The following is a 13,935-nucleotide window of genomic DNA, read 5'->3' as shown; positions in this document are numbered from 1 at the left end:
TCCTTGCAGATCAGTAGGCGTGGCCGCCCTTATCGTTCACCGTCGCCTCGTCAACCTTGCCCCACAGCACGCGATAAACCCATGCGGTGTAGGCAAGCACGATCGGCAGAAAGATGACGGCGACGACGAGCATGATGAAGAGCGTCAGATGACTGGACGAAGCGTCCCAGACCGTGAGGCTGGAGCGCGGATCAAGTGAGGACGGCAAGATGAAGGGAAACATCGAGACGCCGACGGTTGAGATGATGCCGAAGATGGCAAGCTTGCTGAACAGCAGCACGGTCACTTCACGCCGCCCGAGCATGGCAAGCAAGGCCACTGCCGCACCCAGGAAACCGAGAGCCGGCGCGATCATCATCCATGGATGGCTGCCATAATTGGCAAGCCATGCGCCCGCGCTGTGTTCGACCGTCTTCAGAAGCGGATTGGATGGGCCTTCGACATCGATTGCACTGGCGATGCGATAGCCGTCTATGCCGATCCAAAGGAACAGGCCGCCGAGCGCGAAGAGCACGATCACAACCAGAGCCGCCACCGTGCCGAACCGACGCGCGCGTTCGGCGACAACTCCATCTGTCTTTACGAGAAGCCAGGCGGCGCCGTGCATGACGAGCATGGCAACCGACAGCAGACCACAGAGGAGTGCATATGGATTCAGAAGCGCGAAGAAGGAGCCTTCGTAGAAGATGCGCATATCGTCGTCGAACCGGAACGGCACGCCCTGCAGCACGTTACCGACCGCTACGCCGAAGATCAGCGACGGAACGAAACCGCCAACGAACAAGGCCCAGTCCCAGCCCGCCTTCCAGCCGGCGCTATCGCGCTTGGAACGGTATTTGAACGCAACCGGCCTCAGGATGAGAGCGAAGAGGATGGCGAACATGGCGAGGTAGAAACCGGAGAAGGACACCGCATAGAGCGGTGGCCAGGCGGCGAAGATAGCGCCGCCGCCGAGGATCAGCCAGACCTGATTTCCCTCCCAAGTCGCGCCGATCGAATTGATGGCGATGCGTCGCTCCGTATCCGTCTTTGCGACGAAGGGAAGGAGCGTGCCGACGCCGAGGTCGAAGCCGTCGGTGACGGCAAAACCGATCAAAAGCACGCCGAGAAGCAGCCACCAGATGATGCGCAGGGTCTCATAATCGATCAATTCATGCAGGATCATGGCAGGTCACTCCGCAGCCGGAACTAGGTTTTCGGAAATCAGCTTGGCCTCCGGCTCGTCATCCGCTTCGGGGCCATTGCGGATCGCCTTGATCATCAGCATCATCTCGATGACGATGAGGATGGTGTAGAGCGCGGCAAAACCGAGGATGGTGAGAAGCACGGTGCCGGCGCCAAGATTGGAGACGGCCGCCGCCGTCGGCAGCACGCCTTCGATGATCCATGGCTGACGGCCGAATTCCGCAACGACCCAGCCAAGCTCGATGGCGACCCAGGGCAGCGGAATGGCGAAGACCGCGATCCTCAGCAGCAGCGGATAGCGATCCAGTTTCCGGCGAGCCGAGAGCAAGAAGAAGACCGTCATCAGCAGGATGAAGAACATCCCAAGGCCGACCATGATGCGGAATGACCAGAAGAGCGTCGGCACATTCGGAATGGTGTCGCGAGCCGCTTGCGCAATCTGCTCCTCCGTCGCCTGGCGAGGATCGTCGACATAGCGCTTGAGCAGCAGAGCATAACCGAGCTCGTGGCCGATATCCTCGAAGGAGGTGCGTGCAGTGGCAACATCCTGCGAGACTTCGCCGGGCGTTGCCGGCTTGGCTGCGCGGATCTTCATCAGCGCGTCATAAGCCTTGATACCCTCCCGAATATGGTCCTTGGCCTGTTCCTCGAGCTTGTCGATGCCAGGGATTTCCGTCGTCAGCGACCGCGTCCCGATCAGGCCCATGGCCCATGGAATGTGAATGGCATAATGGGTCTCGCGGGCCTCCTGATCTGGGAAGCCGAAAGCGGTGAAGGCGGCCGGCGCCGGTTCGGTCTTCCACATGGCTTCGATTGCCGCGAGCTTCATCTTCTGATGTTCGGTCGTCAGATAGCCGCTTTCATCGCCAAGCACGACGACCGAAAGCGCCGAAGCCAGGCCGAAGGATGCGGCAACCGTCATCGAACGCTTCGCGAGCTCGACGCTGCGGCCCTTCAGGAGATACCAGGCCGAGACACCAAGCACGAAGACCGAGGCACAGACATAGCCGGCCGAGACGGTGTGCACGAACTTCGCCTGCGCCACCGGATTGAAGACGACATCGAAGAAGCTGACGATCTCCATGCGCATGGTCTGTGGATTGAGCGCCGAGCCAGCCGGGTTCTGCATCCAGCCATTGGCAATCAGGATCCACAGCGCCGAGAAGTTCGATCCCAGCGCCACCGCCCAGGTCGCGACCAGGTGGCCAACCTTCGACAGCTTGTCCCAGCCGAAAAAGAACAGACCGACGAAAGTCGCCTCCAGGAAGAAGGCCATCAATCCTTCGATCGCCAGCGGCGCGCCAAAAATATCGCCGACATAATAGCTGTAGTAGCTCCAGTTCATGCCGAACTGGAATTCCATCACGATGCCGGTTGCAACGCCGAGCACGAAGTTGATGCCGAAGAGCGTCCCCCAGAACTTCGTCATTTGCCGCCAGATCTGGCGGCCGGTCATGACATAGGTCGTCTCCATGATGGCAAGCAGCACGGAAAGGCCGAGCGTCAATGGCACGAACAGAAAGTGATACAGCGCCGTCATGGCGAACTGCAGGCGCGACAGCGCCACGATATCGAGTTCCATAGTCTTTCCCCCACCCCCTACGGTGTGTCTGACAGGAATGCGGCGTCATTCGACACGCCGCGGGCATGTTGGTTGCCCCTCAGTCCGGCCGCAGCCGATCGAGAAGCATTTCGAATTCCGGCGTGCCGCGCACAGCCATGGCGACGATGCGGCCGTCGTTCAGAGCGACGATCCGATCTGCCAAGGCAGCCTCACGACGAATATGTGTAGCAATGACGAGACTGCGCCCATCGGCCACCGAGGCCAGCCGAGCAAGCACGGCACGGGCCGTTGCGGCATCGAGGCCTTCCGTCGGCTCATCGAGAAGCCAGAGCGGCGTATCGCGCAACAGGAGCCTTGCGAGCGCCAGCCGGCGAAGCTGGCCGCCGGAGAGGCCGCTGCCGCCTTCGCCGAGGTGCGTGGAAAGGCCATGAGGGAGTGCATCGATGTCGTCGACCAAGCCGGCGGTTGCGAGAGCATCGCGCAGCCGTTCGTCGTTCGCATGAGGCGCTGCCAGCTTCAGGTTGCCTCGCACCGTGTCTCGAAACACGTCGCTGCGCTGCGTTAGCGTCGCAGCAGCTTGACAAGCCACCGCGCCGCTCGTCGCAGCGATCTCGCCTGCCAGCAGGGCCAGCAATGTCGACTTGCCGACGCCGCTTTCACCCACGACCGCCAGCCGCTCGCCGACCGGCAGCGACAGAGACAGATCGTTCAGGACCGGGCTAAGAGCTCCCCCGTGTCCGGCGGCGGCGGCGCTGAGCTGAAAGGCGTAGCCGGCAACCGGTTCAACCCGCGGCATGGAAGCGGCGGCCGAGTTCAATCGAGGTGCAATGCGCCTTGCAGCCAGCAGGGTTCGTCCGAGTTCGAGCGCCCCTCGTCTAAGAGCCGCAAAAGGTTCCGTGGCAGCGAAGGCGATGAGCAGCGCGAAGGCTGCGGCAGGCGCACCAATCGCGCCCTGCTTGGCAAAGAGGGCAACCACAAGCAGTGTCATCGTCAACAGGAATGTCGAGCCAAGTGAAAAGCCGGCTGCGACGCCACTGTCGATCCTATTCAAGGCGCTGTCAGCCTTCGCCAATCGCTGATCCGCTTCGACGATCGCCGCCTGTTGTGCCTGCAGCTGTGCAGCCATCGCCAGATCGGTCTGACCGGCGACAAGATCGACAACCCGAGCACGCAACGCTTCCATCGCGTGGGCGCGGCGACGTCCTGGCTTCAGCGCCAGACGCGCCGCGACAATAGAAAGACCAAGACAGAGCGCGACAAGCCAAAGCCCCGCCATGGCGCCGAACGATGGACCGATGAAACAGAGCGCTATCGTTACCGCAATAGCGGCAAGAATGGCGACAACGGCCGGCACAAGCACGCGCAGATAGAGGGAATCGAGCGCATCGACATCATTCGTCAGGCGGAACAACAGCTTTGCCGGCCGGCGGATCATGACCGCAGCCGCGGAAGGCTCCGCCCAGCCGCGAAACAACCTCTCGCGCAAGGCGGCAAGAACCCTGAGGGTCGCATCATGCGTGACAAGCCGCTCGCCGTATCGGGCAGCCGTCCGGCCGATGGCGAGCAGGCGTATGCCGGCTGACGGCATAAACACGTCGAAAACCGCGGCACTCGCGACCGTCATGCCTGCAAAGGCCGAGGCGGTGATGAACCAGCCGGACAACCCCAGCAACCCACCGCCGGCAAGCATGGCCAGCGCGGACAAGCCTGCGCCGAGAGCGAGGCGCGCGCCACGCTCGACCCAGAACAGCTTGACCAACGGCAGGAGGATCTTGAGGGACGTCCTCATGCCGTTACCCTCCGCGCCCGCTCATCGAGCCGGACGATGCGATCCATTCGCGCGGCAAGCACGGGATCGTGCGTGGCGACGATCAGGATGCGGCTCTTGGCGAGCGCGAGCAGGGTATCCGTGACTGCGGCCGCAGTCCGCGCGTCAAGATGGGCTGTTGGCTCGTCCGCCAGGATGATATCGGCTCGCTCATCAACCATCATCCGCGCAAGCATCAGCCTCAGCGCCTCGCCGCCGGAAAGACCGAGCCCTCCCTCGCCGACCGCAGCTATCCGCTCCGAGGTAAAGACCCGATCGAGAGCCGCACCTTCCAGAGCCGAAGCAACGGCGGGAGCATCGATACCACCGCGCCCCAAGGCAATATTGCGCATGACGCTGCCCGCAAAGATATGAGGCGATTGCCCGATCCACGCCATTCGATGCCGCAATGCATCTGCGGTATCGTCACGCAGCGGGATGCCGCCGATCCTGATGACGCCGCCCTCGTGTCGCGCAAGGCCAGCAATCAGCGACAGAAGTGTGGTCTTGCCCGAGCCGCTGGCACCCCAGAGTGCCACATGCTCCCCGGCCCCGATGGAGAGATCGAAATGATCGATTGCGGCGTCTCGTCCCGGCGTATGGCGGAAGACCAGCGCTTCGATCTCGACGGAGGCTTGGCTTGTCGGCGTGGACGATTGCAATTCGGCGCCGCCGAGAATGGTTTGGCGCGATGGTGCCAGCTCTTTCAATGCCGAAAGTGCTGCCTCGCCATCGGCGCGATCGTGCCAAACGGCTGACAGCTCCCGCAACGGCTCGAAGAACGCAGGCGCGAGCAGCAGAATGAAGAGGCCCTGTGTCAATGTGAGACGACCATCCCAGGTCCCGATTTCAATCGAGCCCAAAAGGCTGAAGCCGACATAAACGGCCGTCGCAGCAACGCCGAGCGCGGCGAAGAATTCGAGCACCGCCGAAGACAGAAATGCGATCCTCAACACAGCCATGGTACGCAGCCGCAATGAGTCCGCATCGGCGCGCAGGCGCCCGGCCGTGAGGTCGACGGCATCGAGCGCGCGAATGGTCGCGAGGCCGCGAAGACGATCGAGCAGGAAGGCATTGATGCCGCCGGTTTCGGCGAGCTGCCTCTCGCTGGCGGCCTTGGCGCGCCAGCCGATCAACGCCATGAAAATCGGAATGAGCGGCGCGCAAAGCGTGAGGATCAGCGCCGCCAGCCAGGAAATCGGCAGGATACAGAGGAGCATGACCAGCGGCACCAGGCTTGCTCTCATGCGGATCGGACGGAAGCGCGCGAGATAAGGAACGACCGCTTCCGCCTGCTCGCCCAGCACACTTGCCGCCAAACCGGAGGCCGGCCTGCCGCTGTCGAGGGGGGAACATGCCGCAAGAGCTGCAGTTGCCGCCGCACGCTGCGCGCTCAGTTCCCGGCGCGCAGCGACAAATGCGAGGCGCCCGCCCACCGCATCCAGGAATGCCCGCAGGACGCCGATACCCGCAACTACGGCGGCCGGAACCGCGACCTCGCCGACACCGCCACCATCGCTGATCGCGCCGACACCTACAGCAAGCATCGCCGCCTGACCGATCCATCCGAGAGAAGACAGGCAGAGCAGCACCGATGCAAGGCGGAGGCCAGGACACTTTGCGGCCATCGGCTCACTCGCCGCCTTGTCGTTAATCGAACTCTGCGACGCAGGGTTCGCAACCTTGCGTCTTTCCAACATTCCATCGGTGGCGGAGGAGGCTGTCACGTGAGCCCGTCCTTTCCAGTCAGTGTCATCGAGGAGGGTTCGCGGACCAATAAAGATCGAATGAACTGCATTGCAGACCATCAATCTTTCGTCGAACCCAGAACGCACTTGCCGCAATCGACGATATCGGAGCCCCAATATGACTGGCTTTCTGCCTCTTGTCAGCGACAAGAATAGCAGCACCCGTCTCGCCGATGGGTTGATCTCATGGCAAGCTGTTCGCGACATGGTTCTAAGATAATTTGTGCACTGCGCAAAAGCGTGCAGGATGTCGCAGGGCTTCGCCACAGCCATGTCAGATTGACGCAGAAGCCCATGATATTTCTAGATTGTTGCGATAGCGGCACTCCATCGTCCGGCGGCTAAACTGTTTGCAATGCAGCAATTTTCCCGATTCTGACGTCTATTTCGGGAAGCGCGAATCCACGGCCGCTCGCTATGCGATCGGAGATGAAAACCGCGACCATTTGACCTCTATTGCGCTAAACTTCACGCCAGGCTGGCGAATCACCTGCTCGAAAGGACTGCGCCGACTGCGAGACGAGCAGTCATCGGCCGAGGGCCCACAGATATGTATGGTTTGCATCATGCCGGCAACGAGACTTGACGGATGCTCTCATTATCGATGTGCTGGGTACGCGTTTGCTTGTCCGGGCAAGTTTAACCGGAAAGATTGCAAGCGAGGCCGAAGAACTGCTTCCGGCCGGGACGTTTTGGGAGAATGCAATGTACGACAAGATCATTTGCGCAATTGGGCTGGGCTCGCGCGAGCGCGCCGAACGCCTGTTGCGGACGTCTCAGGCACTTTTATCTCCAGGCGGCGAATTGACCGTCGCGCATGTTATCGAGCGTTTTCCCTCCGGACGCGAAAGCCCGGACGATTGGGCTGTTTCGGTGATCACGGAGGCTGAGGAAAAGCTCGATGCTCTGTGCAGGCGTCTCGGCATTACCGCCTCCGTCGACGTACGCATGGGCACGGCATCGAAGACGCTGCTGACCGTCGCCAAGGAGAAGAAGGCCGACCTGATCATTCTTGCGACGCATACCTCCGATATTATCGATCGCATCTTCGGTTCGACGGTCGAATATGTCATCCGCCATGCGGAATGTTCCGTCCTTGTCGAGCGAGCTGACAAATCGCATGACGATATAGCAAGGAAGGCATAGCGCTCTCTTAGAGCGGTCCATCATGCCGGATTCTATCGAAACATGGCGTGGTTACGGTTTGCGCGGCTCGGCAGGGATGCTACATAGCCGCTCCGACCTCAAATCCAAGACGAGCTGAATGACCGAATCCGCCATAACCTGGAGCATCGCCGGCCTGACGGCCCTCGGTGTTGTCACACGCCCATTCCGATGGCCGGAAGCGATCTGGGCGGTGCTCGGCGCAGCACTTCTCGTTACGCTGCGGCTCATCGGCCCAAGCGATGTATGGACAGGCATTTCCAAAGGGTTTGATGTCTATCTCTTCCTGATCGGCATGATGCTGTTGTCGGAGCTCGCACGGCGCGAAGGGCTCTTCGATTGGGTGGCGGCGATCGCCACTTCGCATGCCAGGGGCTCTCCCCGCCGGCTGTTCGTGCTCGTCTATGTCGTCGGCGTGGTCGTGACGGTATTCCTGTCGAACGACGCAACCGCCGTTGTGCTTACGCCGGCCGTTTACGCAGCCTGCCGTGCGGCGCGTGTGAAGGACCCCATGCCATATCTGCTGGTCTGCGCCTTCATCGCCAATGCCGCGAGCTTCGTGCTGCCGATCTCCAATCCGGCCAATCTGGTCATCTTCGCCGGCGGGGAGATGCCACCCCTGTCGCGCTGGATGCAGACCTTCCTGCTGCCATCAATCGTCTCGATCATCGTCACCTTCGCCTGCCTCTATTGGACGCAGCGGCATGCATTGGCGGAAGACACGATCGCCCGCGATGTCGGACAACCCGCCCTTTCCCACAGCGCCAAGCTGGCAGGATGGGGTCTCGTGGTCACCGCCCTCATTCTGATCGCGGCGTCGGCGATGAATTTCGATCTCGGCATCCCGACATTTGTCGCGGGCCTGCTTACGACCGTCATCGTTCTCGCCCTCACCCGGCAAAATCCGCTGGAAACGGTTCGTGGCATAAGCTGGAGCGTGATACCTCTGGTTGCGGGCCTTTTCGTGATCGTCGAGGCAGTTAATCACACGGGCCTCACCGCTCTTCTCTCTGAAAAGCTGGCACTTCTGGCGGCTCAGTCGCAGACACAGGCGGTCGGGGCTGCCGGGCTTTCCGTTGCCATCGTCTCCAACCTCGTCAACAATCTGCCGGCCGGTCTTTTCGCCGGTAGCGCCGTGCAGGCCGCCCATGTTCCTGATTCCATTGCCGGCGCGGTGCTGATCGGCGTCGATCTTGGACCCAACCTCTCCGTCACCGGGTCGCTCGCCACCATCCTCTGGCTTGCCGCTCTTCGCCGCGAAGGGCTCCACATGGGAGCACTGGCTTTCCTGAGGATCGGCGCTCTCGTGATGTTTCCGGCTTTGATCCTCTCGCTTGCGGCCCTCGCACTGATCTGACCGCGAACAACATCGGGTTTATAGACGACCGGTCGATTATTTGTTACGGACCGCTCATGATGACGAAGAAGAAATCAGAGCTGACTCGGAGCCATATTCTCGCAATCGGGCGGGAACTGGTGCTGCGCAAGGGTTTCGGAGGCGTAGGCCTGAAGGAGCTGCTCGAACAGAGCGCCGTGCCGAAAGGCTCATTCTATTATTATTTCGCATCCAAGGAGGCCTTCGGCTGCGCCCTGCTAAAGCAATATTGCTCCGATTATGCCGAGCGGCTCGACGCGCTCTTCGGCTGGAAGGGCAATGGCCGCCAACGCCTGATGCACTATTGGGATGCCTGGCTTTCCGATGGCAATACCAGCCTCGCCGATCGGTGCCTGGTGGTAAAGCTTGCTGCCGAGATCTCCGATCTCTCAGACAACATGCGCGTGATCCTGCTCGGCGGTGTCGAGGATCTCATTCGCCGCCTCACCAAAACAATCACCGAGGGGCGCGAGGACGGTTCGATTTCACCATCCTGCACCCCGGAAAAGACGGCTCGTTCGCTCTATAGCCTTTGGCTCGGGGCAGCGATCCTCGCCAAGCTCGGAAAAGACAGGACACCGCTCGACCAGGCCATGCTTGCCACCGAACAAGCCCTTTCGGCCCCCGGCAGCCTTTGATCCAAAGCAGGACCAGCATGTCAACACGCAAGGAAAATACAATGCGCAGTGCCATCCACGATGTCTTCGGCGATCCGGCTGCGGTCCTTTATCTGGCCGACATGCCCATGCCGGAGCCCGCCGCAGGAGACGTGCGCATTCGCACCATTCTCTCCCCCATCCACAATCACGACCTCTGGACCGTGCGCGGCGCCTATGGCTACAAGCCGGTTTTGCCTGCCATCGGCGGCAGCGAAGCGGTTGGCTTCGTCGATGCCGTGGGAGCAGGTGTCGACAAGACACTGATCGGCAAACGGGTCGTTGCAGCCGGCGTCCATGGCACCTGGGCAGAGCAATTCACGGCACCTGCGGCAAGCCTCGTTCCGGTACCGGACGTGATCTCCGACGAAGCCGCAGCACAACTGATCGCCATGCCGTTCAGCGCCATTTCGCTTCTGGAATCCCTCAATGTCGAGCGCGGCGACTGGATCATCCAGAATGCAGCGAATGGTGCTGTCGGCAAGACCCTGGCCATGCTGGCACACAGCCGCGGCATACACATGATCAATCTCGTTCGGCGCGACGGCGGTATCGATGAACTATCTGCATTCGGCATCGGCAATGCCGTCTCGACCGCCGCGCCAGATTGGAAGGCGAAGGTGCGCGCCATGGTCGGCGATGCACCGATCCGCGCGGCAGTCGATTCCGTCGGTGGTGTTGCGAGCAATGACCTGGCAGACCTGCTGGGCGAAAACGGCCTGTTGGTTTCCTTCGGCACCGCTGCCGGCAAGCCGATGCAGATCGCTTCTAGGGCCGTCATCTTCAAGCAGCTCACGATCAAGGGCTTCTGGGGCATCAAGGTCAGCGCCGCCATGCCGGCGGAAGAGCGGCGGCGGCTGATCAGCGAATTGATCACACGCGTCGCCTCAGGCGAGGTCAAGCTGCCGGTGGAAGCAGCCTATGACATCGCGGAGATCGCGGAAGCTGTGAAATCCTCGCTGGCGCCCGGCAAGACCGGCAAGGTCCTGCTGAAACTACTATAGGTCTCCCTGCGCCATGCCGTAAGCAGCCGCCGCAGGGAGCTGGGCGGCTTCACGGTATATGACTAGACCGATTGCAGCGCCTGCGAATGATTGCGCAAAAATTCGCAGAATTGCTCTTGTCCCTCTAGTTGCTAGAGGATGTACCGATGGTTCCAGCAGAAAATCTGGAACCGAAACATGACGTCGACAACACAACACAGCCGCTATCGCGTAGAGGGCATGGATTGCGCTTCATGCGCTGCGAAAATCGACACGGCCGTTCGCCGGTTGCAGGGTGTCGAGGATGTTTCCGTCTCGGTCACCGCAGGTATCATGACGGTCAAGCATCAGAGCGATCCGGACTTGCTGCCCAACATCGCAAAGCGGGTCACGGGACTGGGCTACAAAGTTTTCCCGCTGCCGCAAAGCAATGTCGCCGCACCAAAGGCCGAAGAGAGCGACCATGCCTGCGGCTGCGGGCACGATCATCATACGCACACGTCCGATCGCCACGACCATGCGGGGCATGATCATGACCACGATCACGGCAAACATGATCATGGCGCCGCCGGGCATCGACTTGATCACGCCGATCACAGCCGCGCTTCGGATGAGCACGATGCCTCGGTCGCCGGTCTTCACGGTCACGATCATGGATCGACCACGGGGCCATGGTGGAAATCCGCCAAGGGTCGCCTGACGATCGCAAGCGGCGTGGCACTCGCCGCCGCCTGGGGTGCCGGCAAGCTGATACCGGCCTGGGATATGTGGATCTTCACTGCCGCCATGCTTGTCGGCTTAGTACCGATCGCTCGGCGCGCCTTCATGGCCGCAAGGATGGGAACACCGTTCTCGATCGAGATGCTGATGACGATCGCGGCCATCGGCGCCGTCATCATCGGTGCCAGCGAAGAAGCCGCTGCCGTCGTCTTCCTCTTCCTGATCGGTGAATTGCTGGAAGGTGTCGCTGCCGGCAAGGCGCGCGCCAGCATTCAGTCTCTGACCGATCTGGTGCCTGAGACCGCTCTCCTTGAAGAGAATGGCAAAGCCCGCGAAGTGCAAGCCGAAAGCCTTGCCGTCGGTGCCATCATCCTGGTTCGCCCGGGCGACCGTATTCCGGCCGACGGCGTAATTCTTTCCGGCGAAAGCGCTATCGATGAGGCGCCGGTCACAGGCGAAAGCACGCCTGTGCGCAAGGGCGTGGATGCAACCGTCTTTGCGGGCACGGTCAACGGCGATGCAGCGCTGCGTGTTCGGGTAACGGCGGCAGCATCGGACAATACCATCGCCCGCGTCGTCAAACTTGTTGAGGAAGCGCAGGAGTCGAAGGCTCCGACGGAGCGTTTCATCGATCGCTTCTCTCGCTACTACACGCCTGGGGTCGTCGTTGTCGGCGCGCTCGTCGCAATTCTTCCGCCGTTACTTCTGGGCGGCAGCTGGAGCGAGTGGGTCTATAAGGGCCTTGCGATCCTGCTGATCGGCTGCCCCTGCGCCCTCGTCATTTCAACGCCGGCGGCAATTGCCGCTTCGCTCTCCTCCGGTGCCCGCCGCGGCCTGCTTCTGAAGGGCGGTGCCGTGCTTGAGAACATCGGCAAGGTCACCGCTATTGCCTTCGACAAGACCGGCACGCTGACTGAAGGCAAACCCAAGGTCACCGATATCGTCGGCCTCGGCATGAGCGATACGGACGTGCTGCGGCTGGCAGCCGCGCTCGAAACCGGCTCCAGCCACCCGCTCGCCCGCGCCATCCTCGACCGCGCGGCTGAAGCCGGAACGGATATCCCTCAGGTCATCGACGCCAGGGCGATCGGCGGCAAGGGTGTCAGCGGCACGGTCGATGGTTTGGACGTGTTCCTCGGATCGCCGCAGGCGGCCGCTGACCGCGCTTCATTGACCTCGGAGCACTCTGCCCGGATCGCCGCACTCAACGATGAAGGAAAGACGGTTTCCATCATCGTTGCCAAGGGTGCGGCAGCCGGCCTGCTCGCCATGCGCGACGAACCGCGCGCCGATACGGCAGCAGGCCTCAAGGCTCTCGCCGATGCGGGCATCAAGACGATCATGCTGACGGGCGACAATCAGCGCACGGCTGAGGCGATCGGCAAGACGCTCGGCATAGAGGTTCGCGCGCAATTGCTGCCCGAAGACAAGCAGCGGATCGTCGGCGATCTGAAGCGGCAAGGCTTTCACGTCGCTAAAGTTGGCGACGGCATCAACGACGCGCCTGCACTCGCAGCAGCCGATGTCGGGATTGCCATGGGTGGCGGCACCGACGTTGCGCTGGAGACGGCGGATGCCGCCGTGCTGCATGGCCGCGTCGGAGATGTCATCGAGATGATCGATCTTTCCAAGCGGACGATGAGCAATATCGGCCAGAACATCACCATCGCGCTCGGCCTGAAGGGCGTGTTCCTGGTCACCACGATCGTCGGCATCACCGGACTTTGGCCGGCGATCCTCGCCGATACCGGCGCAACCGTACTGGTGACCATGAATGCGCTGCGCCTGCTCGCCCTCCGGCCTCGCCGGATAGCCGCGTAGGCCATCTATGGGCGCCGATCGACAGGTCGGCGCCTTTTCCTGTTGTCGTTCAAGCGCGAATCAAGTTTTCCGGACGGAGAGGTAACGACGCGGCGATAGGCCGAATGCCCTTCTGAACATGGCGATGAAACTGCTGGCGCTCGCATATCCCAGGCTGTCCGCCACCTCGGCGATCGGCTTGCCCGCACTCAGATATTCAAGCGCAAGCAGCAAGCGCGCCTGCTGCCGCCAATTGGCAAACGACATGCCAGTTTCGGCATTGAACAGCCGCCTGGCCGATCGCTCGGATACTCCCACCCGCAGCGCCAGCGCATGAAGGGTCTCCTCGCTGGCCGGTTCCCGCAGTACGGCTTCCGCGATGCGCAAAGCGCGCCGGTCCGCCGGCATAGGCAAATGCAGGCTTTCGCGCGGTGCGGCCCGAACCTCGTCCAGCAAAACGGCTGCCAGACGACGCTGCTGCGGCGAGAGCTTTTCCTCCCAGTGCCATGTCGCCGCGCGACGCACCAATGCCCGCAAAACCTCACTCACGCTCAGGACGCAGGGTGTCGATGGCAATCCGGCGCTGGCGTCCGGTGTCAGCAGGATACCCCAGCCGCTCAGCACGCCGTTGATCCCCGCTTTGTGCATGACACCTGGCGGAATCCAGCCCGCACGCTGCGGCGGCAATAGCCAGGAACCACCAGGTGTATCGACACGGACAAGCCCGCTTTCGATGCAGAAAAGCTGCCCGCGGCCATGCGCGTGCCAATCATATTCCTGAGTGCCTAAGCGGAACGCGCTGCCCGGTTCATCCGATCCCCAGAAGGCGATGAGCGGTGGCCCGTCGAGACGCTCGCCAATATCTTCGATGCCCATGTTCCGTTTGGCCGCTTTGCAACATTTAAAGACCGAATGTCGTTACCACGTCCCGGT

General features: G+C 61.7%; 10 protein-coding genes. 5 read left to right on the top strand and 5 right to left on the bottom strand.

Going from position 1 to position 13,935, the window contains the following annotated elements; genetic code table 11:
* Positions 1-10: 10 nt before the first annotated feature.
* From cydB to cydD, 4 genes are all read right to left on the bottom strand, one after another.
* Positions 11-1,165: a cytochrome d ubiquinol oxidase subunit II gene (gene cydB / locus FBZ99_RS17335; protein WP_145634120.1), complete on the bottom strand. Its 1,155-nt coding sequence runs from the start codon at positions 1,163-1,165 to the stop codon at positions 11-13.
* Between the two features lie 6 nt (positions 1,166-1,171).
* Positions 1,172-2,767 carry a cytochrome ubiquinol oxidase subunit I gene (locus FBZ99_RS17330; protein WP_145634118.1) on the bottom strand — a complete coding sequence of 532 codons (1,596 nt, stop codon included), beginning with the start codon at positions 2,765-2,767 and terminating at the stop codon, positions 1,172-1,174.
* A gap of 79 nt (positions 2,768-2,846) precedes the next feature.
* On the bottom strand, positions 2,847-4,538 hold the full coding sequence (cydC, locus tag FBZ99_RS17325; protein WP_145634115.1) for a thiol reductant ABC exporter subunit CydC: 1,692 nt from the start codon (positions 4,536-4,538) through the stop codon (positions 2,847-2,849).
* The gene (cydD, locus tag FBZ99_RS17320) at positions 4,535-6,184 is read right to left on the bottom strand and encodes a thiol reductant ABC exporter subunit CydD (protein ID WP_371864858.1); all 1,650 of its coding nucleotides are present in this window, start codon (positions 6,182-6,184) and stop codon (positions 4,535-4,537) included. Before cydD ends, cydC begins: the two co-directional genes overlap by 4 nt.
* Before the next feature lie 825 nt (positions 6,185-7,009).
* On the opposite strand from cydD, the gene FBZ99_RS17315 reads away from it, so the two are divergent.
* From FBZ99_RS17315 to FBZ99_RS17295, 5 genes are all read left to right on the top strand, one after another.
* Complete coding sequence (locus FBZ99_RS17315) at positions 7,010-7,450, top strand: universal stress protein (protein WP_113353735.1); 441 nt, start codon at positions 7,010-7,012, stop codon at positions 7,448-7,450.
* A 118-nt stretch (positions 7,451-7,568) separates the two neighbouring features.
* Positions 7,569-8,825: an arsenic transporter gene (locus FBZ99_RS17310; protein WP_113353730.1), complete on the top strand. Its 1,257-nt coding sequence runs from the start codon at positions 7,569-7,571 to the stop codon at positions 8,823-8,825.
* Positions 8,826-8,881: 56 nt separating this feature from the next.
* Complete coding sequence (locus FBZ99_RS17305; RefSeq protein ID WP_145634113.1) at positions 8,882-9,481, top strand: TetR/AcrR family transcriptional regulator; 600 nt, start codon at positions 8,882-8,884, stop codon at positions 9,479-9,481.
* A gap of 41 nt (positions 9,482-9,522) precedes the next feature.
* Positions 9,523-10,503 (top strand): zinc-binding dehydrogenase, encoded by a 981-nt coding sequence (locus tag FBZ99_RS17300; protein WP_113353729.1) that lies wholly within the window; start codon positions 9,523-9,525, stop codon positions 10,501-10,503.
* A gap of 177 nt (positions 10,504-10,680) precedes the next feature.
* On the top strand, positions 10,681-13,023 hold the full coding sequence (locus FBZ99_RS17295; RefSeq protein WP_145634111.1) for a heavy metal translocating P-type ATPase: 2,343 nt from the start codon (positions 10,681-10,683) through the stop codon (positions 13,021-13,023).
* A gap of 60 nt (positions 13,024-13,083) precedes the next feature.
* Here FBZ99_RS17295 and FBZ99_RS17290 read toward each other — a convergent pair whose 3' ends face one another.
* Positions 13,084-13,878, bottom strand: a complete 795-nt coding sequence (locus FBZ99_RS17290; RefSeq protein WP_113353727.1) for an AraC family transcriptional regulator — start codon at positions 13,876-13,878, stop codon at positions 13,084-13,086.
* Positions 13,879-13,935 lie beyond the last annotated feature (57 nt).

The sequence above is a fragment of the Rhizobium sp. ERR 1071 genome (assembly GCF_007828675.1).
Lineage (GTDB): Bacteria > Pseudomonadota > Alphaproteobacteria > Rhizobiales > Rhizobiaceae > Rhizobium > Rhizobium dioscoreae.
Note: the sequence above shows the minus strand (reverse complement) of the source record. Positions and strands in the feature narration are given on the sequence as shown.

What these genes read in the sequence shown, in the direction of transcription:
- FBZ99_RS17300 (WP_113353729.1), top strand. Translation starts at nt 9,523, where the DNA reads ATGCGCAGTGCCATCCACGATGTCTTCGGCGATCCGGCTGCGGTCCTT.
- cydB (WP_145634120.1), bottom strand. Translation starts at nt 1,165, where the DNA reads ATGATCCTGCATGAATTGATCGATTATGAGACCCTGCGCATCATCTGG.
- FBZ99_RS17310 (WP_113353730.1), top strand. Translation starts at nt 7,569, where the DNA reads ATGACCGAATCCGCCATAACCTGGAGCATCGCCGGCCTGACGGCCCTC.
- FBZ99_RS17295 (WP_145634111.1), top strand. Translation starts at nt 10,681, where the DNA reads ATGACGTCGACAACACAACACAGCCGCTATCGCGTAGAGGGCATGGAT.
- FBZ99_RS17330 (WP_145634118.1), bottom strand. Translation starts at nt 2,767, where the DNA reads ATGGAACTCGATATCGTGGCGCTGTCGCGCCTGCAGTTCGCCATGACG.
- FBZ99_RS17315 (WP_113353735.1), top strand. Translation starts at nt 7,010, where the DNA reads ATGTACGACAAGATCATTTGCGCAATTGGGCTGGGCTCGCGCGAGCGC.
- FBZ99_RS17290 (WP_113353727.1), bottom strand. Translation starts at nt 13,878, where the DNA reads ATGGGCATCGAAGATATTGGCGAGCGTCTCGACGGGCCACCGCTCATC.
- cydD (WP_371864858.1), bottom strand. Translation starts at nt 6,184, where the DNA reads ATGGCCGCAAAGTGTCCTGGCCTCCGCCTTGCATCGGTGCTGCTCTGC.
- FBZ99_RS17305 (WP_145634113.1), top strand. Translation starts at nt 8,882, where the DNA reads ATGATGACGAAGAAGAAATCAGAGCTGACTCGGAGCCATATTCTCGCA.
- cydC (WP_145634115.1), bottom strand. Translation starts at nt 4,538, where the DNA reads ATGAGGACGTCCCTCAAGATCCTCCTGCCGTTGGTCAAGCTGTTCTGG.